This is a genomic window from Echinicola rosea (assembly GCF_005281475.1).
GTDB lineage: Bacteria > Bacteroidota > Bacteroidia > Cytophagales > Cyclobacteriaceae > Echinicola > Echinicola rosea.
On record NZ_CP040106.1, the window covers coordinates 3,529,972 to 3,554,830 of the forward strand.

The window sequence follows — 24,859 nt, forward strand, 5'->3', positions numbered from 1 at the left end:
TAAAAAGCCGAACAGGAATAACCGCTGTTCGGCTTTTTTATTGGTTTCAAAAAGGTAAAAGCGTTCCCTTTAGAAAATTGTTTTTAATTTGATGGCGCTGGCCATTTACAGTAATATTGAAATTTTTATGTGCCGGGTTTGGCGTAGTCAGTGTAAGTCCGGATGAAGATTTAATGAAATATACCGGCACATCAGAAGTTACTGTCAGTTTTCCCACTTTCATTTCTTTATTTGGGGTCCAAATGACACCTGCTATAATTCCATCATTAAATTCAATGGCTTGTAAGTCAGCCGAGTTGCTCAGTATTTTCCAAAATGGCTGTTGGTGGAGGTTGTCTGCAGCTTCTAAGGAAGGTACATTCGCAACATAATAATCGAAGTTGTCAGAATCATGTTTAATGTATGGAAGAAAAACTTTTTTTTGACTGGGGGCTTCTCCTTTGTACTTGATGTTAATGTCTCCCCAAGAAGCTTTGGTATTGGATAAATTGACCCCAAACTTTTTTGCCGAAGTAGAGCCGTAGCTAAAGCCATCGTGATATACCCATCCTTCATTGGTAATGTCGTAATCACCACTTGTAGGAAATACTTTTTCTCCTGATTTTACCCAACCGGCCCATAGTGATTGGTCAAGAGATGTGGTGGATTCACCCTTTGATGATTGGAGATTCGAAACCATTGCTATCATGACATTTTTGTACGTAAACCATGATTTTTGAGCAGAAAGCGCACGGTTTCCATCTTTATCTTCCAGTTCATAGTCCATGACCGCCACGCCCATGCCGTCTGCCGAAAGGCTTCCTGTAAAGGGGTGGCGGTTATAAGCCTCGGTTTCCTTTACATAGGTGAATCCAGGCAGAAAATTCCAGTTCCAAAAGGGCATTAGGTTATAGTATTCCTTTCCGTTTTTTAGAAAGTAAGTATTGCCATAATTCATGAATTTACCCTTGCTGTTTTCTCCATTGATACTTTCAGCAGGAAGGTTTCTGTCGGAAAGCATTTTGATGAAAAAACTCCCGTTTTCAGAATGATGGGTGAGGATATCTGATTTATAAAATGCCCTGGACCCTTTGGGCGTAATGGGTAGAGGGCTGGTAAGGCTCTTCAAAATAGACTCGTACGGAGCAGGGTTTTCAGGGTCAAGATCTTTTAGAAAATTAACTGTTTCTATCGATACCGTTCCTTTCAATGCATCTTTTCTGCTGCAAGCCCTGTCAATGGTAGGAGGGACGGTGTATTCTCCTCTAGCCATCCACCACATACCTTCTGTCAGGAATTTCCGTAAAATATCGACTTTCTCCTGTGGTAAAGCAAAGGAAGTACCGTCAAGCTCCCACGCTATTCGAGCACTGATTTTAAGATAGGCACCGCCATAACTGAATTGCTGTAGGCGTTCCTTATGATGGTAAAAGCTATAGTCTTTTTGAATTCCAGAAGGTGCCCCAATTTGGATTTCATTCACTATTTGCGCTATTGCTTCTTTGGCCTTATTTTCATCACCCACAAGGAGGGCATAGTGGAGGACATTGTCTGCCAGCCAAATCAAGTTGGCACCCGCTTTATAAATCTTGACCTTTGAAGCGTAATCCAAGATGTTTTGATAATTGGCTTGGGTAATTTTGTCGCCCAAAAGAATGGCTGTGTTTAGCAGGGATCGCGGAATCGACACTTGCATAGGGAACCAATTCCTGTTTTCATAATTTTCGTTTAGCCAGTGGTCGAGCGATAGGTTTATAATGTTTACGAGTTGATCGTCTTTATAGTAATCGGAGTGTTCATCGAAAAATGCATAACTTAAATAAGAAGTGCGATAGATATGTGTAGTCGGATCCCAACCTGTTTTATCTGAATCCTGATAATTGAGGTCCTTCCATTTTCCAGTACTTTTGTCAAACCTATCGACGATATTTGACACATTATTGTCCTTAACGGTGTTTCGGAGTAGTATTGACCTGTATTTTTCCAATATGACATCTCCTTCTTTTGTGGTACTGGCAGTTGTGAAAAAGGAGGGCAGGCATAGAAGAAAGAGTAGAGTGTAATGTTTTAAGGTTAAAGCCATTGGTAGATAATATTTGTGAAGGCATCTTATCTGGTTGCACTAAGATAGTTTGTTTGGGATTTAATTTTTTTTGCGATTTCGGCAGAAAAGGCAATAGCTCCGGTCCGGTTCATATGGTTGGGGTCATTATAGTAGGTTTTATTGTCGGTAAACCTAGTATCATTTGAGAAATCAAAAAAGACTATATCCTTTCTGTTCTTAATGTATTCCAAAGTTCTGGTGCTGACTACCTTTTCTTTGTAGTTGGGAGAGGTGATGACATAAACCTGTGTTCCTCGATTACGCAAGGACGTAATAAATTCATCAAATAGTGCTACATATTCTGGATTTAACTCATTGTCCTCTTGAACCACCCTTTGCTCATACTTTTGGGATTTTAGTTTACCAGGTTTGGGTTTCCAACCGGCATCTTCAATTTTTCCGTCCAGGCCCTCAATGGCATATGGTCGAAGGAGGTAGTAATAGGATGAATTATAGGCGTATAGGTTGGAATAATTTAGGTAGGGTTCTGCATAGGAATTATGATTTACTATAGTTCTTACAGATGGATGGTCAATATAAAATGGCCGCAAAATCCCTGCAGCCCGATCAAAGAAGGAATGTTCTTCTTCACGGTATTCCAGGAATATGTCTTCTACATTGATGATGGCGATTTTAGGAGAATGCCTTTCGGTCACTGCCTTGTTCATCGCATACATGAAGGGGAGACTTTGCCCACCTCGCCCTGAATTCCAGCAAGAAAGGCCCAAGGAATCCCTAAAGACCTTAGGTACATAATTGCTTTCTGCCCTTGAACTGCCATAAATGATGATGTCATCTACACAGTCTGATAAGGTATATTGGATTTTATAAAATCTGCCGTCGGGACTGTTTTTTAAGGTAGCGTCCAAGACCGTTCCTATCAAAAAGTCCATCACAAGAAAGCTTGCTATGATAATCGCCATATTTTTGATTAATCTTCTCATCGTAGCGAAATTTAAAATTGAAAGTAGATAAACTGACTATTGTCAAATACACCAAATGTGGTGATAAACATCATCAAAACCACAATGGCCGCGTACCTTACGATAGGGCTCTTGTGGTAGAGAAATTGGTAATCGGGTTTGAACTCCATAACATAATCATGTAGCATCAGGATGGATAGGCCCAGAAGCCCAAACAGAAAGATTCCCTTGTCCCCGAAATAAATACCAGAACCTTGGAAGGTGATGATCCTTTCTAACACGGTCATGGCATCTCCGACGGATGGTGCCCTAAAGAATACCCATGCCAAACAGGTCAACGAAAATACGATAAGCCAATTGATTGGTTTGGGAAGCTTGAACTTAAATACGTATTTTTCCATGATTTGGTAGAAACCATGGAGTGCCCCCCAGATAATATACGTCCAGTTGGCACCATGCCAAAAACCACTGATAACAAAGGTAGCCATGAGGTTGAGGCCTGCACGAAAATTCCCTTGCCTATTTCCACCCATGGGAATATAGACGTAATCCTTAAACCAAGTGGACAATGAAATATGCCAACGGCTCCAAAAAGATTTAAACGAGGTCGCGAAATAGGGGCGACGGAAATTGTCCATCAAATGGAAATCAAATAATTTGGCGCACCCAATGGCGATCAGCGAGTAACCTGCAAAATCACAATAGATCTGGAAGGCAAAGAATGCGTGGGCGGTAAACAACGTCATCCACGAGTGCCTTTCCAACAATACATAGACATCATCCACGTAAATCGCCAAACGATCGGCCACAACTACTTTCATAAATAGCCCCCAAAGCATCAGTTTGCCTCCCTGTGAGATCTGGTCGTAAGAAAAATTACGTTTTCTGGAAAATTGGGGAAGCAAGTGGCTCGCCCGTTCAATTGGTCCTGCTACCAACTGGGGAAAGAAACTGACAAAGGTGAAAAATGCCACAATATCCTTGGTGGGCTCAAGCTTCCTTTTATAAATGTCAATGGTATAGCTCAGGGTTTGGAAGGTATAAAAACTTATACCTACTGGGAGGATGATGTTTAGCCTGCTGGATTCTAGTGGTCTTCCGAGTAAGGTGAACGCTTCATCCAGGCTATCAAGGAAGAAATTAAAGTATTTAAAATAGCAGAGAAAACCAATGTTGATGAATACACTTATGAGCAGCAATAATTTTCTTTTGGACTCTTTGGTGGCCTTGTGCAGGTTGAGTCCGATGGTGTAATCGACAATAGAACTGAACAGGATTAAAAATAAAAACCGCCAATCCCACCATCCATAGAAAAAGTAACTGGCAATTAACAACCAGATATTTTGGCCTTTTATGGTGTTTTTAAGTAATAGCCAGTAAACAAAAAACACTATAGGCAAGAAGAATGCAAATTCTATGGAGTTAAACAGCATATTTGTGTTAGTTTTTTCTATAAAAGTGAAGTACGGTTATTACGAATGTAGTAAAAAGTATTTTAAAATGTGAAAAATGTATTTTAAAATATTATTAAAAAGAAAGGCCAAGTCTAAAACCTGGCCTTTTGATCCACTTTATGTCCTATGGCTACCTGTATCCTAGCTTTGACCTTACCCTGTTTAGTGTAGTTTGTGCTATTTCACGTGCCTTGTTTTCTCCTTCTGCCAGCTTGGCATCCAGCTCTTCCAGGTTGTTCATGTAATAATCAAAGATCTCACGTTCTTTGGCATATTTTTCCGTAATCAACTGCAACAACTCTTTTTTTGCATGTCCATACCCAAAGTTTCCACCTAGGTATTTTTGTCGAAGTGATTCTGTTTGCTCTGCCGATGCGATCAGACTATAGATTTTGAAGACATTACAGGTGTCGGGATCCTTTGGTTCTTCCAGTGGAGTGCTGTCTGTGACGATGCTGTTGACATTTTTCTTTAGCTGCTTGGCAGGTAAGAAAATGTCGATATAATTATTATAGGATTTACTCATTTTTTGGCCATCCGTGCCCGGAATGATCATGACATTTTCGTTTACCCTGGATTCAGGCATTGATAAGATTTCCTCTTCCATTCGGTGGTTAAAGGCACTCGCAATATCCCTGGTCATTTCCAAATGCTGAAGTTGGTCCTTCCCGACAGGCACAATATCCGCATCAAAAATCAAAATATCCGAAGCCATCAGCACAGGATAGGTGAAAAGACCTGCATTTATATCAGAAAGCTTATCGGATTTGTCTTTGAAGCTGTGGGCATTGGCTAGCATAGGGAAGGGAGTAAAGCAGCTTAAGTACCATGTCAACTCAGCTATTTCTGGAATTCTTGACTGACGATAAAAGGTAGTCTTGCTGATGTCTAATCCAAATGCCAGCCAAGCAGCTGCTACCGCATGCACATTTTCTTTTCGCTGATCACCATCCTTGATGGTAGTCAGGGAGTGAAAGTCTGCAATAAAAATAAATGAATCGTTATCTTCCTTTTTCGTAAGCTCAATGGCCGGGATGATTGCCCCTAAGATATTTCCCAAGTGAGGCCTGCCCGAACTTTGAATTCCTGTTAATACTCTTGCCATCGGTTAAATTTTTGACGCAAATTAAGGAAAATAGGACACAATTCGCCTGAATTTTACCGTTATTTGTGTCCATGAAGAATATCCTGTTCATACCCATTTGTGTACTTACTTTGGTTGGTTTTTCTTTACCTGTTCATGCTCAGTCGGTTGTGGATTCCCCGCTTATCTGGGAAAGACAAAAAGCTTCGCTAGGCTCAGTCATGGAGGAATATGGAAAAGTCACCACAGAATTTTTTGTGGTCAATGATGGTACTTCACCTGTGGTCATCGAAGCGGTGGATACCGACTGTGGATGTACCACAGTGGACTTTATCAAGGATACATTGCAGCATAACCAAATTGGAGCCATCAAAGTCGATTACCAGCCTACTGGTTTTGGTGGGGCTTTTGAAAAGAAAGTGGTGGTGAAAACCAACATCAATCCTGCAGGTGATACGCTCTACTTGGAAGGTTTTAATATTCCTTATCCGGAAAATGTCGCTTCTTATTATGATTACAAAGTGGGAAACCTAGGTTTTAGGTTCAGCTCTATCAATATGGGGGATGTTTTTACCAATGCACCGAAGGTTAAATATGTAGATTTTTACAATTTTAAAGATCTTCCCATTACCTTGGACGATGCCCTCAGTGGATTGCCCCCGCATGTAAAAATCAATATGATCCCAGCTATCGTACCCGCAAAATCACGGGGACTGCTGGCCATTCAGTACGATGGAGCAGAGAAGGCTGATCTGGGCTTCTTTGATGAAAAGGTGACTTTTCAGATAGAAGCCAGTGGTAATGAAGGAATCTCGCTGAGATTGCTTACGACGGTACAGGAGTACTTTGCTCCAGTGGCAAAAAGTGAAATTAATCAGGTGCCTAGACTTGGGGTCTCGGAAGTAGAAGTGGATCTGGGAAAAATTTCCAGCAATGAACAGGTAGAGCGTGAAATTACCCTTAGCAACATGAGTCCGGAGCCGGTAAATATACGCAAAGTCGTGACCAACTGTGAATGTATGCAGTTTGACTTGCCCACTTATGACCTAGAGCCGGGAGAAAAGACCACCTTGAAGCTTATCTTTGATCCATCCGGTAGGCTTGGAATAGACCATAAAATGGTGTCGATATTCAGTAATGATCCCTTAAATCCGACCCGCACCATAGTGGTCAAGAGCAGGATTGATTAGTCTTTTATTTAAAGGCTGGGATTCCGGTGATCTCATTGCCCAAAATCAATAGGTGGATGTCATGTGTACCTTCATAAGTGATGACGGATTCCAAATTCATCATGTGGCGCATAATCGGGTATTCCCCGGTGATTCCCATTGCTCCGTGGATTTGCCTCGCCTCCCGGGCAATGTCCAAAGCCATGGACACATTGTTTCTTTTGGCCAGGGAAATTTGGGCTGAAGTGGCTTTGCCTTCGTTTTTAAGTGTTCCTAGTCGCCAGACCAGCAATTGAGCTTTTGTGATTTCAGTAAGCATTTCTGCCAATTTTTTTTGTACCAATTGAAATGATGCAATAGATTTATCGAACTGAATACGTTCCAGAGCATATCTTTTGGCAGATTCATAGCAGTCCATGGCCGCACCGATGGCTCCCCAGGATATTCCATACCTTGCAGCATCCAAGCACATTAATGGCGCACTGAGGCCTGACTTTCCTGGCAGCAGATTTTCCTTAGGTACTTGTACATTGTCAAACACCAATTCGCCAGTACAGCTGGCCCTTAAGGACCACTTATTGTGCGTTTCTGGTGTGGTAAATCCTTCCATGCCCCTTTCTACGATAAGGCCATGGATCCTGTCATTTTCATCTTTGGCCCAGACTACCGCTATATCCGCCTGAGGGGCGTTTGAAATCCACATTTTAGCGCCATTGAGCAAATAGTGATCCCCTTTGTCCTTAAAATGGGTTTTCATCCCTCCGGGATTGGATCCATGGTCTGGCTCGGTAAGACCAAAACAACCTAGCCATTCACCGGATGCCAATTTAGGCAAGTATTTTTTACGCTGCTCATCACTTCCCAGTGTGTAAATGGGGTACATGACCAGGGAGCCTTGTACCGAAACGGTGGAACGCATACCGGAATCGCCCCGCTCGATTTCTTGCATGATCAGCCCATAAGAAATATAGTCAAGCCCTCCGCCTCCAAATTCCGGAGGGATTTGGGGACCTAAAGCACCAACTTCGCCAAACTTCGGTATGAGTTCTGACGGGAAGTGTGCATTTTGGGACCAGCCTTCGATATATGGGGATATTTCCTTTTTTACGAAGGCCCTGATCGATTGGCGGATCAATATATGTTCATCAGAAAGCAGGTCGTCGATACCATAAAAATCCACACCTTCAAAGGCATCCTGTTTGGATGAAGCATTTTGAGTTTGAAATGACGACATATAATTTTGGTTTATTGGGTTTTTAGATGGAATTTTACACTTTATATTTTGATACTATTGTCGCTAAAGCATCTAAAATATAGCCAAGAAGTTTGAAAAAATGACAGCTAAGCTGCAAAAATAAAATCCATGAGCAAGGAACAACCTTCGGAAGAGATCATCGAAAAAATCCAGTCGTTACATGAAAAATACAAGGCTTCCGGTCAGGATATGCTGTCCTACTTAGAAGGACTATTGTATGCTGATTATCTCACTTATTGGGACTATATCAACCTGGATACACTGCTGACCCTACAACAGCCCAAGACTTCTTTTAAGGATGAAAAAATCTTCATCATTTACCATCAGATCACGGAGCTTTACTTTAACCTGATCATATGGGAACTGGAACAAATAAGTGAAAAAGAAGAGCCGAATGCCGCTTTCTTAAAGCAGCGTTTAGAACGCATCATCATGTATTTTGATCAGTTGATATCTTCTTTTTCGGTGATGTGGAAAGGCATGGAAAAGGAGCAGTTTCTAAAATTCAGGATGTCGCTTTTGCCGTCCAGCGGATTTCAGAGTGCCCAGTATCGAATTATTGAAATCATGTCCACGGAAATCCAGTATCTCGTAAATCTTCAGGAAAGGGAAGATTACAGTGATATTAACCTCACCAATGTGGACAGTCTTTTTGATATCCTTTATTGGCAGTTTGGAGCCAAGGAGCTGGCTACTGGTGAAAAAACCCTTACCTTGAAGACATTCGAAGAAAAATACGGTAAACAGCTTAAGGAACTCATCCTGAAGCACAGAAAGAAAAACCTGTGGAAAATCTATCAGCACTGTCCAGAAATCGATGATGAGCTCACCGAACTGATGAGGACACTAGATATTAAAGCAAATGTCTATTGGCCTTTGGCTCATTATAAATCGGCGGTACGTTACCTTCATCGAGCTCCTGCCGATATCGCTGCTACAGGAGGTACCAATTGGCAGAAATACCTTCCTCCCCGCTTTCAAAAAGTGGTCTTTTACCCTGAACTGTGGACCGAAAAGGAAATCGACGAGTGGGGCAAAGGATGGGTGGTCAAAGAGGTGTTTGGTCAGGAAGAATTGTGATGATTTGCCGGTGGGTACCTAGCGGAGCTGTGGTGCAGGATTATTAAGTTGAAACCAGATTTTAAGGATAAAAACCTTACAAAATGAGAAAAGAAATACAGCTTAGACTAAGCCCTGAAGAGGCCTTTGATGAGCGAAGGTTTGAAGCTGCAGTTTGCCAATCCGCTGGCTTGGATCCTGCTAAAGATAGCATTGGAATAAGGCCACTAAAACGTTCGATTGATGCTAGGGGGCGTAAGGTGAAGGTTAATGTTAGGGCGGAAATTTTTATCAATGAAACCCCTCCATCCAGGATTACCGCGACTACTGATTATCGCGATGTAAGTAAGGGGGATGCCGTAATAATCGTGGGAGCAGGACCTGCCGGTCTTTTTGCAGCGCTGCGCGCGATTGAGTTGGGAGGAAGACCCGTCGTTTTGGAGAGGGGAAAGGATGTAAGGGCGCGACGGCGAGACTTGGCAGCGATCAACAAGGACCATATCGTAAATCCCGAGTCCAATTACTGCTTCGGAGAGGGAGGCGCGGGAACGTATTCCGATGGAAAACTCTATACCCGATCCAAAAAGCGCGGCGATGTCAGTCGAATTTTAGAGATCATGGTGGCTCATGGAGCACGTGAGGACATTTTGGTGGACGCCCATCCCCATATTGGTACCAATAAGCTTCCACTATTGGTAAGTAAACTCCGTGAAAGCATTTTGCAGGCAGGGGGAGAAATTCTTTTTGATACGAAGGTTACGGATTTTATTCTAGAAAATGGTGAAATGACCGGAGTGGTGACTGCCGAAGGTGAGCGTATCCATGGTACCGGGGTGATTTTGGCCACGGGACATTCCGCGAGGGATATTTTTCATTTGCTTCACCATAAAGGCATCCTTGTGGAAGCAAAACCGTTTGCACTGGGAGTAAGGGTGGAGCATGATCAGCAGTTGATCGATCAGATTCAGTATCATTGCTCCAACGATAGAGGAGCGTACTTGCCTGCTTCTTCCTATGCGTTGGTACAGCAAACAACGTTTGGCGACAAGGAACGTGGTGTCTTTTCTTTTTGCATGTGTCCGGGCGGATTTATCGTTCCAGCAGCCACATCGCCAGGTGAGTTGGTAGTAAATGGCATGAGCCCCAGCAGGCGGGACAGCAAGTATGCCAACTCAGGCATCGTGGTGGCCGTCGAACTGGAAGATATCCCCTCCCAATACCAGCAATATGGAGCGTTAGCAGCGATGATGTTTCAGGCAGATGTTGAAAAAGCAGCGTGGAAGTCAGCAGGTAGTACCCAGGTAGCTCCTGCTCAGCGGCTGGAGGATTTTGTGAACGGTAAAATTAGCCAATCCCTTCTGGATACTTCATACCAGCCGGGTTTGGCAGCTGTTAATATGGCGACAGAAGTGTTGCCGCCATTCATATCAGCCAGATTGCGACAGGCATTTAAAGGATTTGGTCGAAAAATGAAAGGGTATTTGACCAATGAAGCCCAAATTATAGGGGTGGAAAGCAGGACGTCTTCGCCAGTACGAATCCCCAGGGACCGAGAGACTTTTGAGCATCCCGAGGTAAGCAGGTTTTACCCCTGTGGAGAAGGGGCGGGATATGCAGGTGGCATTGTTTCTGCTGCTATGGATGGAGAACGATGTGCAGAAAAAATCATGGAAAAATATGGCAAACGTAAATAACAAAAAGACCGCAATTATAGGAGCGACTGAAAATCCCCAGCGATATGCTTTTTTGGCAGCAAAAATGCTCAAAGAGCATGGACATCCTTTTGTTCCCCTGAGTATTCATGGTGGGAAGGTATTAGGTGAGGATATCTTGGACCTTAAGATACAACCGGCCGTTCCTGATGTGAATACAGTGACCATGTATATCAACCCCAGCCATCAAGAGGAGTGGAAAGACTACATCCTTTCGCTACGGCCGGAGCGCGTCATATTCAATCCTGGTTCTGAAAATCAGTCGTTTAAAGTATTTTTGGAGCAGAAAGGAATTGCAGTGGTAGAGGCTTGTACTTTGGTGATGTTGAGGACGGGGCAATTTTAACGATTCCAGTACATAATGAGTGGTGATTTTTTGGGGTTTTATCGCTGTTTTGTGGCAAAAATGTCGTATTATTAGAGGCTGAAACTGAAAATGAAGCAAGGGGTTAAAATCCTCTTTATTCTTTTATAAATCCAATTATGAGTAAAGAACAAGCGTCGAATTTAGGGGGATATTCCGCAGGGAATATTCAAATTTTAGAAGGATTAGAAGCGGTAAGGAAAAGACCCGCCATGTATATTGGTGATGTAGGGGTAAAAGGCCTCCATCACCTGATCTGGGAAGTGGTCGATAACTCCATTGATGAGGCCCTTGCCGGCCACTGTGATACGATTCACGTCACTGTCCTGGAAGATAATTCAGTTCAAGTGCAGGACAATGGCCGTGGGATTCCGACGGACATGCACGAAAAGGAAAAGCGTTCTGCGCTTGAGGTCGTGATGACCGTATTGCATGCAGGAGGTAAATTTGATAAGGACACCTATAAAGTTTCAGGTGGGCTTCATGGCGTGGGGGTTTCCTGCGTGAATGCCCTTTCCGTTCACCTTAAAGCTACCGTCTATAGGAATGGAAGGATTTATGAGCAGGAATACTCCAGAGGAGTGCCGCAGACCCAAGTGAAAGAAATCGGAGACACCGACAAGCGTGGTACGACTATTCACTTTGTTCCAGACGGAGAAATATTCAATATCACTGAATATAAATATGAGACTATCGCTAACCGCTTGCGGGAAATGGCCTTCCTGAATGCAGGAGTAAGGATTTTCCTGAAAGACATGCGGGAGTTGGATGATGATGGCAATCCTAAGTCAGATGAATTTTTCTCTGAGGGAGGCTTGGTAGAATTCGTAGAGTACTTGGACGAAACCAGAGAAAAAATCATCCAAGAGCCCATTTACATAGAGTCAGAGAAAAGCGCAGTCCCTGTGCAAGTGGCCATGAGCTATAATTCATCTTTCTCCGAAAATGTGGTTTCTTACGTCAATACCATCAATACTTATGAAGGCGGAACGCACGTTTCAGGATTTAGAAGGGCATTGACGAGGACTTTGAAAGGCTATGCCGATAAATCTGGCATGCTGGACAAAGTTAAAATTGATGTGTCAGGAGACGATTTTAGAGAAGGGCTTACCGCCGTGATTTCAGTAAAAGTAGCTGAACCGCAGTTTGAAGGCCAAACAAAGACCAAGCTTGGTAACTCCGATGTGGTAAGTGCGGTGGACAGTGCGGTTTCAGAGGTGCTCCAATATTGGCTTGAGGAACATCCCAAGGAAGCCAAAATTATTATTGGTAAGGTAGTCTTGGCAGCACAGGCGCGGCATGCGGCAAGAAAGGCCAGGGAAATGGTGCAGCGAAAGAACGTTCTCGGTGGAGGCGGACTTCCTGGTAAACTGGCCGACTGTGCCAATACCAATCCTGAGGTCTGTGAGCTATACCTGGTCGAAGGTGACTCTGCCGGTGGGTCTGCTAAGCAAGGTCGGGACCGTGATTTTCAAGCAATTTTGCCACTAAAAGGTAAAATTCTGAATGTGGAGAAGGCTCATGAACATAAAATTTATGATAATGACGAAATAAAAAACATTCTTACCGCTTTGGGCGTTAAGTTTGGAACGGCCGAGGATGAGAAAGAGCTTGACCTGACCCATTTGCGGTATCATAAAATTGTCATTATGACCGATGCCGATATTGATGGCTCTCACATTAGGACCTTGATTTTGACCCTTTTCTTTAGGTACATGAGATCATTGATCGAAAATGGCTATGTTTACATTGCATTGCCTCCGTTATACCTGTTAAAGAAAGGCAAAGATGAACGTTACTGCTGGAGTGAGGACGAGCGGATCAGGCTCACCAAGGAAATGGCCGGGGACGGTAAAACGGAAAATGTAGGCATCCAGCGGTACAAAGGGCTCGGAGAGATGAATCCTGAGCAGCTGTGGACCACTACCATGGATCCGGAAAGCCGTACTTTGAAGCAAGTGACCATTGAATCTGCTGCAGAAGCAGATCATTTGTTCAGTATGTTGATGGGTGATGAGGTAGCTCCAAGAAGGGAGTTTATCGAAAAGAACGCTAAATATGCTAAAATTGACACCTGATTTGAAAGGTTAATATAAAATTAATTTTCAGGGGCTATATGCCCCTTTTTACTTATATTATTTTTGCATTTTTATCAGTATTTTTCCAGCGCCAGATAGCGTCAGGATGGCAAGGCTAAAACAGGAAGTTTTAGGTGGCCTCAGAGACAAGGCGTTGGATATTAAAGAGAAAAAAAATTATGGAGCAGCATACAATGGAGACCTCAGAGAGAGATAAGATGGATATCAAAATCCAGAGTAGTGACTTGATCAGTAGAGACCTTAGCTGGATCAAATTTAATTACCGGGTGCTGGACCAATCTCAGAAGATGTCAAGAACGATTTTTGAGAAGTTGAAGTTTTTAGCAATTACAGCGTCTAATCTTGATGAGTTTTTTATGATTAGGGTGGGATCTCTCTATAATTATCTGGATTATGATAAAGAGCGAATTGATTATTCAGGTTTGAGGGAAGACCCGTTTAAGGCCAAACTAATGGATGATGCACAAGGTTTTCATTTTGCCCAGCATGATCATTTTTTACATGAAATATTGCCAAAAACCAAGGAGTCGGGATTTGAACTTAGCAATGTTCAAAACCTCAGCGAGGAAGAGCAAGAGATCATCAAGGAATATTTTTACAAGGCAGTTTATCCGATGTTGACACCAATGGTGTTTGATGGATACCATACCTTCCCGATTCTGATGAACAAGCTCTTGATCTTCGGGGTGGTGACCATCAATCCCGGCGACAAGAAGGACAATAGGAAGCTCTCCTTTGTACAAATCCCTTCTAATATCCCAAGGTTTTTTGAGATCGAGCGTGAGGACGATATGGTGTATATTCCCATAGAAGAGGTAATCCGCGAACATATCGTTTCCCTGTTCAGGAATGTTATCATAGAAAGTATAAACCTCTTTAGGGTCATCAGAAATGGGGACTTTACCTTGGAGGAAACGGAAGACATGGACTCCAATTTCCTGGAGGAAGTAAAGCGAAAACTAAACGAGCGTAAAACAGGTCGTGTGGTTCGGGTCGAAGTGGAAGAAGGCTATAGCAAGTGGATGATGAATTTGCTGAAGGGGCGATGGAATCTTCAAAATGACTCCGTCTTTAAGATCAAAAAGGAGAGCATGCTGGATTTTACCAGTTTTTGGCAGATAATTGGAAACAAGCGGTTCAAGGACCGTATTCCACAACCACCAACACAGGTGCCGCCGCTGAGCTACCCCCTTACTGGTGGGCAGGATATTTTCCAAGTGCTAAAGCAAAAGGATGTGCTGCTGCATCATCCCTATAACAGCATGGAACCCATTATGGATTTGTTGCACAGAGCAGCGGAGGATCCAAGTGTAATGGCGATCAAAATGACCATTTACCGACTGGCCAAGAATTCCGGGATCACGCAGGCACTTCTCAGAGCAGTGGAAAATGGCAAACACGTGTCGGTGTTATTTGAAGTAAAGGCACGGTTTGATGAGGAGAATAATATGCAGGAAGCCAAGCGGCTTCAGAAAGCAGGCTGCTTCGTTATCTATGGGGTTAGTAATTTTAAAACCCATACCAAGCTGTTGCTTATCGTGAAGAAGGATGAAAACAAGGTAACCAGGTTCGTGCACCTTGGCTCTGGAAATTACAATGAAGATACTTCAAAGCTATATACGGACTTAGGCTTGTTGACCACCAACGAAGTATTGGCGAATGACGTGTCGGAGTTTTTCAATGTTATTACTGGCCACTCGATGCCTTCCAATTATAAAAACCTGATCACTGCACCTCAAGGGATGCGAAAACAACTGATCGAATTTGTAGAGCACGAGGCAGAAAATGCAAAAAGGGGACTGCCATGCGGAATTGTCATCAAGGTAAATAGCTTGGAAGATAGTGAGATCATCTATGCCCTTTATCGTGCCAGTCAGAGTGGTGTGCCCGTCAAGTTAATTGTTCGGGGTATTTGCTGTTTGAGACCAGGAAGAAAAGGACTAAGTGAGAATATTGAGGTATATTCCATCGTCGGGGATTTTTTGGAGCACAGCAGAATATACCATTTCCATAACAACGGTGATTCCCGTACGTACGTGGGAAGTGCCGATATGATGGTGAGAAGTTTTGAAAAGAGGCTTGAATCACTTTTCCGTGTACAGGATCCTTTTTTGGAGAAACAGTTGATGAACATACTGGCGTATAACCTAAAGGACAATGTGAACGCCTATATTATGCAGGAAGACGGTTCATATCTCGCCAAATCACCTGAAGAGGGCGAACAGGAGTTTAACATCCATAAGGAGTTTTATCGTGTTACACCTGACATTGTCGAAAATGTATCGTTACTTTAAAAAGAAAGCCGGAAATTTTTTCCGGCTTTCTTTTTATGCTTTATCCTTATTACGCTCGTAGAGCACATTCATGACCCCGTCTTTTAGGCCAACGTCAGGAACGATCATTCTTCGCGAATGGGCCGCTTCCATAGCAGTAAGGTAGATGGTAGTGGCAGGAATAATCACATCGGCACGGTCAGGGTTTAGGTTGAGGACATTTACACGTTCTTCAAAGGTAAATGAATCCAAATAAGCTTGGATCTCTTTTATTTTTTCAAAATCTAGGTAACGCTTGTTTTTTCTTGGTTTGGATAGCTCAAAAACCTTATTGATGTTTCCACCAGTCCCAATACAGGTAATGGCATGTTTTTTATCGATGTTTTCTTGGATAAAAGCCTTCATGGCTTTCCATACTTTGGGAGATTCCCTGTGGTCAAGTGACCTTACTGAGCCTATTTTGAATGATCTGGAGGCTTTTTTTTGACGGTTTTGGTAGATGTTGAGTTCTGTGCTTCCCCCACCTACATCGATGTGTAAATAAGGCTTATGGTCAATGTAATTCCAGAGAGCGATATTGATCAGGTCAGCTTCTCTGTTGCCATCGATGATCTGGATCTTTAGGCCGATATCCTGCTTCACTTGTTGGGCAATTGTCCGGCCGTTTTCTGATTCCCTCATCGCTGATGTGGCACATACCATGTAATCATCTACCTCATAGAGGTCAATGAGTAATTTGTAAGCTTTCATCAATTTGATGAATTTTTCCCTACTTTCTTCACTAATCTTTTTGCTGTGAAAAACATCTTTGCCGAGACGAAGCGGAAAACGAACATATTCCAGCTTTTTAAAATTAATTTGCGCTTGGTGATGGGTGACATGTGTGATTTGGAGCCTAATGGCATTGGATCCAATATCTACTGCTGCTAACTTCAAACTATCTTTAGGTTAGTGGTTTTGTTAAATTTTATGGAGTAAAATTAAAAATTTTAAAAGAAATTGATAGCGAATTTTCGATTTGAAGTTATTTTTTACGTGATATTGCCAATAGTATAATCCCGCTAGCAATGGCTATTCCACCTGCATAGGGAGGCCATCCGATGTTGTTGTCTTCGGTTTTGTTGATCGCAATGGGACCTGCATCAATGACGGTTTCTTCCGTTTTGAATGAAAACCCGGTAAAAGTAAACATAGCAATTCCTATGATGATGAGAATTATTCCGATTAATTTCATACCAAACAAGTTAATGATGTCCTATCCGCTACAAAAAACTTACCAAATCACCATCATATGTTATTAATTATTGGATGAAGAGGCATGTTTTTGGAGTTTATAACGGTAGAGCGAAAGAATGATGCACAAAGCCAAAATCACCCCTACGATGATTAGAGAAAGGATACTGGGGAAGTGATAAATGGGGGCGATGACCATTTTGATACCGATAAAAACCAGAATAAAGGCCAGGCCGTGCTTCAGGAAATGGAACATGTCAAAAGCTCCCGCCAATAGAAAATACAATGCCCTCAGGCCTAATATGGCGAAAATATTGGAGGTATATAGAATCACCGGGTCTTTGGATACAGCAAAAATCGCAGGAATACTGTCCACTGCAAACAGCAAGTCGGTAAATTCAATTACCGCTACAACGACAAGCAGCTGAGTAGCGTAGCGCTTACCATTGATTACGGTAAAGAAGCGATCGCCATGAAAATCAGGGGTCACTTTAAACAGCTTATGGATGAGTTGCGTGCCGATTGAACCGGAATAGTCACCAGAATCTTCTTCGTCCGGTTGCCATGATTTCCAGCCGGCATAGATGAGGAAAATACCAAATAGCGTCATGACCGCATTGATTTCTATGGTATGGCCGGCCACTTGAATAGGAGGAAGGTAACTGAGCTCAATTAGCGTGACACCGAAAAAGATAAATATTGCACGCATAAATATGGCACCCAATATACCGTAAAAGAGGACTTTGTGTTGATAAGCATCGGGGACTTTGAAAAACTTGAAGACCATGATGAAGACGAAAAGATTGTCAACACTCAAGGCTTTTTCGATAAGGAAGGCCGTGTAGTATTGAGAAGCTTTTTCCATTCCCATATCAAAATAGATATACCCTCCAAATAGTACTCCCAGGCCTATCCACATCACGGACCATTTGAGTGCTTCTGTGATGGTGACCTTGTGCGACTTTTTGTTGAATATAAAAAGGTCAACCAATAGGAGTCCAATAATCAGGATTCCAAAAATGATCAAGGTGGTACTTTCTTCTTGGATGTATTTCACAATTTACAAGGGGTTGAGTTGCAAATGTAGCTGGATTTTTTTGTTTACACATGCGCATTTCCTTACTTATCAAAAGGAAAAAATATTGGAATACAAAATGTGGCAATGATCCAAAATAAGATGTTTAGTGGCGTGCCTACTTTCAGATAATCGGCAAATTTGTAATTGCCGGGTGTATAGATCATGGTGTTTGTCTGATAACCCATGGGGGTCATAAAACTCAATGATGAGGCAAAGGTCACCGCCATCAGAAAGGGGCGGTCGCTGACGTCCAGCGCTGATGCAATACTGATGGCAATAGGAGCCAAGAGGGCGGCAGTAGCGTTGTTGGACATGATATTGGTAGAAAGGAAGGTCACTAAAAAAACCACACTCATGATGGTCCTAGGGCCAAAATCACCCAATTGGTCCACTAGCGTATCGGCGAGAAGATTGGCCGCTCCTGTTTTTTCCAGAGCAGCCCCCATGGATAAGATGCCTGCCAGCATGAAGAGCACTTTCCAGTCCACTGAACGGTATGCGTCTTCGGCAGAAATGGATTTAAACAAGATGAGTAAGACCACCCCACAAATCGCCGCAATCGGAATCGGCAGCACCTTAAATGCGGCCGTGGTAATGACAGCGACCACAATGAACATCGTAAAGGCGATCTTTTTCCATACCATTCTGGGGGAGGTGTCCTCCGAGATGACCAATAGGCTGTCACTTCCTTTGAGCTGATCGACCATTTCTTCATCACCACGGACGAGCAAGACGTCTCCAGCAGATATTTTGGTGTTTTTGAGTTTTGTGTGGAGGATGTCATTTCGGTGCCTGATGGCCAAAACAGTGAGGCCGGGGTAGGTTCTTCTAAAGTCAATTGATTTGACGGTGTTGTTGATCAAACTGGAATTTGGAGGGACTACCATTTCATAGAGTTTGTGGCCCTGTGAGCGAAAATCTTCATCCTTAAGCTTTAGGTCTATTTTGAGCTCAATGCCTTGGATATTTCTGATTTGGGTCAGTGTTTCCTTGTCACAGCGGACCCTGATGGTGTCCTCCTCTCGGATGACAGTATATTTATAAGCGTTGATCACTTCCCCGGTTTTACGAATGATCTGGATGGGATCCATGTTGTAGTCAGTGAATAATCGGGACATTTTGATGGATTTGCCGGTGTCCTCAAATTTCTTGGTGACAAAGATCTCGGTGATATAATCCCCCATGTCAAAGGTCTCAGAAATATTGCGAGAGGGCTGGCGTTTTGGAATTAGCCATTGTCCTATGATCATCATATAGGCAATCCCAGTGGCCAGAAAGATGAGGCCCATCCCGCTCATTTCAAAAATCCCGAAAGGTTTGGCGCCATGGCTTTGTGCAATACCACTGACGAGGATATTTGTGCTGGTTCCCAGTAAGGTACAGACCCCACCCATCAGCGCTCCAAAGGAAAGTGGCATAAGGAGCTTAGATGGAGTAATGCCAGTGTCTTTTGCAATTTTCAGCACTGTGGGCATAAGAAGGGCGACGACGGCAGTGTCATTAATGAAAGCTGATAAAACTCCCGAAAAGACCATGAGCGTCAACATAAAAGCGTATTCGTTTTTTCTACCCATTCTCAGGAAAAGGATGTTGATGGTGTTCAGGGATCCTGTCCTGAATACTGCCGCACTGATCACAAACATGGCACCAACGGTAATGGTAGCCGGGTTACTGAATCCTGCCACTCCTTCTTCAAAAGTAAGAATGCCAGTGGTCATAAAGGCCACCATGACCATGATGGATACCGTGTCAATAGACCATTTTTCAGAGAGAAACAATGCCATCGCGACTGCGATGATCGAGAGCACTGTGATGATTTCGGGTGTCATAAGTTACATTTTAGCATAATGGCCCCTTTTAATTTTTCTTCTGATTGTAAAAAAATTAATGAATCCAATGATTAAAAATACGACACTAATTCCAAATGAAAGATAACCTAGCCCTTTTATATTTTCCAAGTCCTCGACCTTGACCAAGGCAGTACCACTGACCAAAAAATACAGGCTGGTTCGAATATAGGATAGCAGTGTTCGGTTATTGGCCAATTTAGTTCGCTGACGAGCCAGATAATCTCTTACTATTAATTCATTTTCAGATTCTTTTTCCATAATTTTGGAGCGTATATTTATATTAATATCATAATAAATCTATCAAAAATGTTTTTTTCGAAGAAGAAATTTGTTGCCGTTTTGTCCTTCGCTTCCTTACTGTCCATAGGAACGTACGCACAGGATGTATCTGACAGTGTTTCCCAGGTGGCTACAGATACCACTTATTGGACAAAAGAATTTTCAGCAGGACTTAATTTTAACCAAGGTGCTTTTAGTAGCAACTGGTCTGCTGGTGGTGTAAACTCCGTCGCAATGGGCGGTATCCTTAAAGGAAAGGCAAATTACCTCAAAGGAAAGTGGAGCTGGGACAATCAGTTGGAATTGCTTTATGGGGTGGTGAAGAATGAAGGTGAAGACGGTAGAAAATCCAATGATAGGATATTTTTGGACTCTAAAGTAGGCTATAGTGTGTCAGAGCATTGGGATGCCTATTTTTCTGCAAACTTCCTTTCGCAATTTGCCAATGGCTATAATTATGATGAAGATCCAAGAACTTTGATATCTGGGTTTATGGCTCCTGCATATTTGACCACTTCTTTGGGTTTTGAGTATAAGCCCAATGATGATTTTGTGCTAAGAATCGGGCCATTTTCTCCTAGATGGACATTTGTGACGGATTTATCCATCGCTGATAATGTCGAAGAAAATTATGGTGTACCAGTAGGGGAAAAAGTAAGAACAGAGTGGTTGGCCCTGCAGCTTTTTGCGGAGTGGGACAAAGATATCAGTGAAAACTTCAACATCCTTTCCAGGTATCAGATGTATGCAAATTATGAAACTTTGTCTTTTCAGAAGATTGATCATCGACTGGATGTAACGCTTACTGCCAAAATAACGGAGATCATCAGCGTGACTTTTACAAGCATAAACCTGTATGATTATGATCAAGATCCAGGTATTCAATATAGCCAAGGATTGGCTCTCGGATTACTATATAAGGTGAGTAACAAAAAAGAGTAGATAACATTCCTTTTTGGATAAATATTTTGTTTGTTCACGGAATTTATTATTTTTGTTTAACTGTGGTAGTTAAATAATAGTTGGTTTAGTTTTCAAAGTAAAGAGCAGGGGATTTTTCCCTGCTTTTTTCTTTTTATCGAATGCTATTTGCGATAATTACCGATCTAATGCAAAAAAATGAGCACTGCCAGTTTTCTAATGGATAAACCAAGAGTAAATAAAAATGCCAAAAAGCCCCAAAGTCACCAAGTGCCTGCTGTAAGCTACACTGGAAAGAATTTATAATTTCGCTGTACTTTGGAGCATCGATGGCGTTTCATTGTTTCAAAAAAATACAGGAATTATCAATTACCATGGGGGCTAGGATTGTTCCAGGCACTTGCAAATAGGAGAGGTTTGCTTGGCGAAGTCATATCCTTCCTGCCACCATTTCCGCATTTGGTTAGGGTCAAAAATCAACGAGTTTTCAGTGAGTTCTTTGGGTGGATAGTAAAAGTTCAGATTGACTTTTTTCTGGGATCCTTGGAGCTTACCAATGGTGATATCGTCATTAGAGATTTGATTGAGCATAAAGTCAAATGTCCTCGTGGTGAGCTCCATCGCGTTTTTTACGGGGTGTTGGGGAGAGGTGGGTTTATTGGTTTTCAGGACAATGATGTCAATTTCTGTAGCGCCCCTTCTGATGGATTCTGAAATGGGTACCAGATCCGCCATTCCTCCATCAGCATACTCCATGTTGTTTTTTTCTACGAGACTCATAAATGGTACCATATTGGCCGAGGCCCATATCCAGTCACAAAAATCAATATAATTACATTCCTTAAGTGATTTATATTCCACTTGGTTTGTACTGAGATTTGATACCGTGATGACAACATCTGCGCTATTGGCCTGCATTTTTTTGAAATCGTCTTCGAGGATACTTTTTCGGATGAGTTTGCGGAGGCTGCTGGTGTCACCAAAGGTCTTTTTTTGCTGGATAAACATCTTGATGATCCCCCAGTGGTTAATACGGCTTCTGAAGCTGCCGTTCTCTTTGGAAATGATAAAAGGGCAAATCGTGAAAATGTCCTTTTGCTTAACCGTCGTATAGACATTTTTGATCTTTTCGACATTGTCAATGGAAAGGTGGGGGATGAGGAGGCTTCCCGTAGAGGTTCCCAAAAACAGGTCATACTGAAGTTTGCATTCCCGAAGTAAAAATTCTGCGATCCCCCCCGCGTAAGCACCTTTGCTGCCACCACCCGAAATTACCAATGCCCTCATAGATTCACTGTTCCATAAAATTATAAACCAAAATAACTTGCATGGAAAATTGGCAAACGACCAATGCCCCATGCAAGTACTGTTTATAAATTTACTGCTTTGTCGCTAAAACCCAAATATCAAGATTGATGTTGCTCTCTGAGCAGGTCATTGATGGTCTTGACAGGATTAAAAGTACCCAATGGAACTTCCACAAATATGGAGTTCCAATCCGCCATGGATCCATTCCACAGCCCAGGGAGTTCTTGGGCTTTTAGGTCTTTGCCGTCTTTGGATTTTTGGGTGATAAACCCTGTGGCCGGATCACGGTAGTTGAGCAGGTCGAATTTATTTCCTTTGTAATCTTTGACACCACATACCAAGTCCGTTGGGTTAAAGTGGGAGGAGCTTCTGAATATCTTGGCCACTTTGCTGTCATTCAAATCAAGCTGTGCCGTTTCGCCAATTTGCAAAGAGAAAGCACCATCTTCGTCTTTTACCCAAAAAGGGCCGCCTCCTGGCTCTCCTGTGTTTTCCACCATACCACATACCCTAAGCGGTCTGTTAAGTTTGGATTGAAGGAAGGCCACTTTTTCACTCTCAGATAAGTCATTAAATCCAGATGAGAGCCTTAATCCCAATTTGTTTTCCAAGAGTGACGCTGCAGCACTGATGGTTTCCTCGGATGGATGATCATCCAGTTTTTCAAGTAAGTCAAATAGTTCTACCTGGGTTTCCAAAAGGATAGAAGCAATTACAATTTTGTATCTTTTGGTTGTTTCCTTCAGCCGATCCGGAACCACATTGTCGATGTTTTTGATGAAAATAAGGTCTGCATCGATTTCATTTAGGTTTTCCAGCAGCGCACCATGTCCGGCAGGCCTAAATAAGATTTCCCCGTTTTCTTCCAAGAAGGGGGTGTTGTCCATATTGACTGCAATGGTGTCTGTTGCAGGTTTTTGTTGGGAAAAAGTCACCTCAAAATTTACCTTGGTCTGATTTGCTAATTTTTCCTTGAGTTGGTTCACGTGTTCTTCAAAACGCGTCTGGTGTTCGGGCGATACGGTGAAATGCAGCCTTACGGTGTTGTCTTTACCAATCCCATACTGTAGTCCTTCAATAAAGTGTTCATGGACTGGTGTACGGTTTACGTCGCTGTAGCTATGGAATTTCAGTAACCCCTTTGGCAATTTCCCATAACCGAGGCCTTGTTCATTGAGTAAGTAAGACACAATGGTAGGGAAATCTTCTGCGTCCAGCAGGTCTTTGATATCCAATCCGTTTTCAGCGAGTTTTGCCTCCAGATCTTTGTAAAAAGCAAAAGATTTAAGGTGGGAAACAAAAGTCTTCACGAAAGGATTAGCGTCCAAGCTCTGGTCTTCAGCTTCCAAATAAGCATAGAGGTTTTTGAACATTCGAGTGGCAGCACCACTGGCGGGTACAAATTTCACGATTTCTTTTTCTGCAGTGGCGGAGGCATATTTATGCTCAAAAGCGGAAATTTGTGCATCTGTAATTTCCTCTATCCCATTGCCAATGGTCGCTGGCTCATCGATGGCCAAAAAAGGGAAACCATTTTTAAAGTTGACAATCTGCTTTTCGATCTGCTTGGGATCCTTACCTTGTAAGGTGATTTTCTCTTTTACTACTTCCTCAATCATTTCTATATTACTTATAATTAAAAACTACAACTAAAATGGTAATTATGTCCTAGTAATTGGGTTTATGTACTAATTAAAAGCATTTATTAATTTTATCAAACAATATGATACGTCAATTTTATATAAAAAAATGTATTTTAACTAATTTTTTTTGCTTTTTGTATCTAAAATTGACGTGAATTACTTCAAAGTAGATGAGGGTAGTTTCAGTTGGTAGTGTTAATATTGGTGAAAGGCTTGGGTAACATATTGCAATACTAAAGGTAAAGATTTTCTCCAATAAGTCCAAGTGTGGCCTCCATCTCTTATTCTGAATTCGTGCGGAATATCATGCTTTTTCATGGCAATATGGACCAGACTGTTTCCTTCATAAAGAAAGTCATCATCTCCACAATCAATATACCATCTTACGGCATTTTTATCTTCTTCCGGAATACGTTCGATTAAGGAAAGAGCATTGTGATTTTCATAATACGATTGGAGCTCTTGGTCGGAATATTGTTCTGTATCCATTCTCCTTTTCATTTCATCCAAGGACAAAGGGCCCACATAGGCACTTAGCGGAGCTGATGATGAAAACAATTCCGGATGATGTAGCGTGTAAATCATACTTCCCCCGCCTCCCATCGAGAGCCCTGATATAGCACGATACCGCTTTTCACCTTTGATGCGATACTTTTCTTCGATATGCGGCATGAATTCCTCAAAAAAGAAATCTTCATAATTCCATTTGCCATCGATCTGGTTAAAATACCCCCGTCTGCCCGTATCAGCATCAGGCATAACAATGATCATAGGAGTGGCTTTTCCGGCATTGATGGCTTGGTCAGTGATATGCAGTACTTCCCCAAACTGCACCCATCCAGTCTGGTCATCTCCAGCTCCGTGAAGTAGGTATAGCACCGGATAGCTACGTTCTGAGGTTTCATAATCAGGAGGAAGGTAGATCGCGTATTTTCTCTCTCCATCTAAAATGGTACTTTGCAGCGTAAGTTCATCATAAACTTTTCCACTTTGGGCATAAGAAACGGAAGAAGCCAGTAGCGATACCAATCCAGCAAACAGGCTGAGCTTTATTTTCATAGCGGGATATATT

General features: G+C 42.4%; 20 protein-coding genes. 7 read left to right on the plus strand and 13 right to left on the minus strand.

Annotation, left to right across the window (positions count from 1 at the left end; genetic code table 11):
- Nucleotides 1-46: 46 nt before the first annotated feature.
- The 4 genes from FDP09_RS14070 to trpS all read right to left on the minus strand — a co-directional run bounded on the left by FDP09_RS14070 (nt 47) and on the right by trpS (nt 5,565).
- Nucleotides 47-2,062 (minus strand): polysaccharide lyase family 8 super-sandwich domain-containing protein, encoded by a 2,016-nt coding sequence (locus FDP09_RS14070; RefSeq protein ID WP_137403273.1) that lies wholly within the window; start codon nt 2,060-2,062, stop codon nt 47-49.
- A 26-nt stretch (nt 2,063-2,088) separates the two neighbouring features.
- A complete protein-coding gene (locus FDP09_RS14075) occupies nt 2,089-3,027 on the minus strand; it encodes an SGNH/GDSL hydrolase family protein (RefSeq protein WP_137403274.1) in 939 nt (312 codons plus the stop codon).
- A gap of 11 nt (nt 3,028-3,038) precedes the next feature.
- Entirely contained in the window at nt 3,039-4,439 is a 1,401-nt protein-coding gene (locus FDP09_RS14080; RefSeq protein ID WP_137403275.1) for an MBOAT family O-acyltransferase, read from the minus strand.
- 151 nt (nt 4,440-4,590) lie between these two features.
- Nucleotides 4,591-5,565: a tryptophan--tRNA ligase gene (trpS, locus tag FDP09_RS14085; protein ID WP_137403276.1), complete on the minus strand. Its 975-nt coding sequence runs from the start codon at nt 5,563-5,565 to the stop codon at nt 4,591-4,593.
- 71 nt (nt 5,566-5,636) lie between these two features.
- Here trpS and FDP09_RS14090 point away from each other — a divergent pair, with 71 nt between their 5' ends.
- Nucleotides 5,637-6,734: a DUF1573 domain-containing protein gene (locus FDP09_RS14090; protein ID WP_137403277.1), complete on the plus strand. Its 1,098-nt coding sequence runs from the start codon at nt 5,637-5,639 to the stop codon at nt 6,732-6,734.
- Between the two features lie 4 nt (nt 6,735-6,738).
- Here the strand turns inward: FDP09_RS14090 and FDP09_RS14095 are convergent, their stop codons facing one another.
- Nucleotides 6,739-7,947 (minus strand): acyl-CoA dehydrogenase family protein, encoded by a 1,209-nt coding sequence (locus tag FDP09_RS14095; RefSeq protein ID WP_137403278.1) that lies wholly within the window; start codon nt 7,945-7,947, stop codon nt 6,739-6,741.
- A gap of 129 nt (nt 7,948-8,076) precedes the next feature.
- On the opposite strand from FDP09_RS14095, the gene FDP09_RS14100 reads away from it, so the two are divergent.
- The 5 genes from FDP09_RS14100 to ppk1 all read left to right on the plus strand — a co-directional run bounded on the left by FDP09_RS14100 (nt 8,077) and on the right by ppk1 (nt 15,496).
- Complete coding sequence (locus tag FDP09_RS14100; RefSeq protein ID WP_137403279.1) at nt 8,077-9,048, plus strand: tryptophan 2,3-dioxygenase family protein; 972 nt, start codon at nt 8,077-8,079, stop codon at nt 9,046-9,048.
- Between the two features lie 83 nt (nt 9,049-9,131).
- Nucleotides 9,132-10,721, plus strand: a complete 1,590-nt coding sequence (locus FDP09_RS14105) for an NAD(P)/FAD-dependent oxidoreductase (RefSeq protein ID WP_137403280.1) — start codon at nt 9,132-9,134, stop codon at nt 10,719-10,721.
- Nucleotides 10,705-11,085, plus strand: coding sequence for a CoA-binding protein (locus tag FDP09_RS14110; RefSeq protein ID WP_137403281.1), 381 nt, complete (start codon nt 10,705-10,707; stop codon nt 11,083-11,085). The genes FDP09_RS14105 and FDP09_RS14110 overlap by 17 nt, the downstream gene beginning before the upstream one ends.
- A 137-nt stretch (nt 11,086-11,222) precedes the next feature.
- Nucleotides 11,223-13,181, plus strand: a complete 1,959-nt coding sequence (gyrB, locus tag FDP09_RS14115) for a DNA topoisomerase (ATP-hydrolyzing) subunit B (protein WP_137403282.1) — start codon at nt 11,223-11,225, stop codon at nt 13,179-13,181.
- 179 nt (nt 13,182-13,360) lie between these two features.
- Nucleotides 13,361-15,496 (plus strand): polyphosphate kinase 1, encoded by a 2,136-nt coding sequence (gene ppk1, locus FDP09_RS14120; protein WP_137403283.1) that lies wholly within the window; start codon nt 13,361-13,363, stop codon nt 15,494-15,496.
- A 33-nt stretch (nt 15,497-15,529) separates the two neighbouring features.
- On the opposite strand, the gene FDP09_RS14125 is transcribed toward ppk1, so the two are convergent.
- The 5 genes from FDP09_RS14125 to FDP09_RS14145 all read right to left on the minus strand — a co-directional run bounded on the left by FDP09_RS14125 (nt 15,530) and on the right by FDP09_RS14145 (nt 19,894).
- Nucleotides 15,530-16,411 carry a Ppx/GppA phosphatase family protein gene (locus FDP09_RS14125; RefSeq protein WP_137403284.1) on the minus strand — a complete coding sequence of 294 codons (882 nt, stop codon included), beginning with the start codon at nt 16,409-16,411 and terminating at the stop codon, nt 15,530-15,532.
- An 88-nt stretch (nt 16,412-16,499) separates the two neighbouring features.
- Entirely contained in the window at nt 16,500-16,709 is a 210-nt protein-coding gene (locus FDP09_RS14130; RefSeq protein ID WP_137403285.1) for a hypothetical protein, read from the minus strand.
- A 63-nt stretch (nt 16,710-16,772) separates the two neighbouring features.
- Nucleotides 16,773-17,765, minus strand: a complete 993-nt coding sequence (locus FDP09_RS14135; RefSeq protein WP_137403286.1) for a TerC family protein — start codon at nt 17,763-17,765, stop codon at nt 16,773-16,775.
- Between the two features lie 62 nt (nt 17,766-17,827).
- The gene (locus FDP09_RS14140; protein ID WP_137403287.1) at nt 17,828-19,615 is read right to left on the minus strand and encodes an SLC13 family permease; all 1,788 of its coding nucleotides are present in this window, start codon (nt 19,613-19,615) and stop codon (nt 17,828-17,830) included.
- A 3-nt stretch (nt 19,616-19,618) separates the two neighbouring features.
- A complete protein-coding gene (locus FDP09_RS14145; RefSeq protein ID WP_137403288.1) occupies nt 19,619-19,894 on the minus strand; it encodes a DUF202 domain-containing protein in 276 nt (91 codons plus the stop codon).
- Between the two features lie 48 nt (nt 19,895-19,942).
- Here FDP09_RS14145 and FDP09_RS14150 point away from each other — a divergent pair, with 48 nt between their 5' ends.
- Nucleotides 19,943-20,857, plus strand: coding sequence for a DUF3078 domain-containing protein (locus FDP09_RS14150; RefSeq protein ID WP_137403289.1), 915 nt, complete (start codon nt 19,943-19,945; stop codon nt 20,855-20,857).
- A 360-nt stretch (nt 20,858-21,217) separates the two neighbouring features.
- Here FDP09_RS14150 and FDP09_RS14155 read toward each other — a convergent pair whose 3' ends face one another.
- From FDP09_RS14155 to FDP09_RS14165, 3 genes are all read right to left on the minus strand, one after another.
- Nucleotides 21,218-22,123, minus strand: coding sequence for a patatin-like phospholipase family protein (locus FDP09_RS14155; protein ID WP_137403290.1), 906 nt, complete (start codon nt 22,121-22,123; stop codon nt 21,218-21,220).
- Nucleotides 22,124-22,242: 119 nt separating this feature from the next.
- Nucleotides 22,243-23,763 (minus strand): DUF4301 family protein, encoded by a 1,521-nt coding sequence (locus FDP09_RS14160; RefSeq protein WP_137403291.1) that lies wholly within the window; start codon nt 23,761-23,763, stop codon nt 22,243-22,245.
- A 219-nt stretch (nt 23,764-23,982) separates the two neighbouring features.
- Nucleotides 23,983-24,846, minus strand: coding sequence for an alpha/beta hydrolase (locus tag FDP09_RS14165; protein ID WP_137403292.1), 864 nt, complete (start codon nt 24,844-24,846; stop codon nt 23,983-23,985).
- Between the last annotated feature and the right edge of the window lie 13 nt (nt 24,847-24,859).

Coding starts and splice junctions, on each gene's coding strand:
- FDP09_RS14150 (WP_137403289.1), top strand. CDS start 19,943: ATGTTTTTTTCGAAGAAGAAATTTGTTGCCGTTTTGTCCTTCGCTTCC.
- FDP09_RS14140 (WP_137403287.1), bottom strand. CDS start 19,615: ATGACACCCGAAATCATCACAGTGCTCTCGATCATCGCAGTCGCGATG.
- FDP09_RS14130 (WP_137403285.1), bottom strand. CDS start 16,709: ATGAAATTAATCGGAATAATTCTCATCATCATAGGAATTGCTATGTTT.
- ppk1 (WP_137403283.1), top strand. CDS start 13,361: ATGGAGCAGCATACAATGGAGACCTCAGAGAGAGATAAGATGGATATC.
- FDP09_RS14090 (WP_137403277.1), top strand. CDS start 5,637: ATGAAGAATATCCTGTTCATACCCATTTGTGTACTTACTTTGGTTGGT.
- FDP09_RS14165 (WP_137403292.1), bottom strand. CDS start 24,846: ATGAAAATAAAGCTCAGCCTGTTTGCTGGATTGGTATCGCTACTGGCT.
- FDP09_RS14100 (WP_137403279.1), top strand. CDS start 8,077: ATGAGCAAGGAACAACCTTCGGAAGAGATCATCGAAAAAATCCAGTCG.
- FDP09_RS14155 (WP_137403290.1), bottom strand. CDS start 22,123: ATGAGGGCATTGGTAATTTCGGGTGGTGGCAGCAAAGGTGCTTACGCG.
- FDP09_RS14145 (WP_137403288.1), bottom strand. CDS start 19,894: ATGGAAAAAGAATCTGAAAATGAATTAATAGTAAGAGATTATCTGGCT.
- gyrB (WP_137403282.1), top strand. CDS start 11,223: ATGAGTAAAGAACAAGCGTCGAATTTAGGGGGATATTCCGCAGGGAAT.
- FDP09_RS14080 (WP_137403275.1), bottom strand. CDS start 4,439: ATGCTGTTTAACTCCATAGAATTTGCATTCTTCTTGCCTATAGTGTTT.
- trpS (WP_137403276.1), bottom strand. CDS start 5,565: ATGGCAAGAGTATTAACAGGAATTCAAAGTTCGGGCAGGCCTCACTTG.
- FDP09_RS14075 (WP_137403274.1), bottom strand. CDS start 3,027: ATGAGAAGATTAATCAAAAATATGGCGATTATCATAGCAAGCTTTCTT.
- FDP09_RS14105 (WP_137403280.1), top strand. CDS start 9,132: ATGAGAAAAGAAATACAGCTTAGACTAAGCCCTGAAGAGGCCTTTGAT.
- FDP09_RS14070 (WP_137403273.1), bottom strand. CDS start 2,062: ATGGCTTTAACCTTAAAACATTACACTCTACTCTTTCTTCTATGCCTG.
- FDP09_RS14095 (WP_137403278.1), bottom strand. CDS start 7,947: ATGTCGTCATTTCAAACTCAAAATGCTTCATCCAAACAGGATGCCTTT.
- FDP09_RS14110 (WP_137403281.1), top strand. CDS start 10,705: ATGGCAAACGTAAATAACAAAAAGACCGCAATTATAGGAGCGACTGAA.
- FDP09_RS14160 (WP_137403291.1), bottom strand. CDS start 23,763: ATGATTGAGGAAGTAGTAAAAGAGAAAATCACCTTACAAGGTAAGGAT.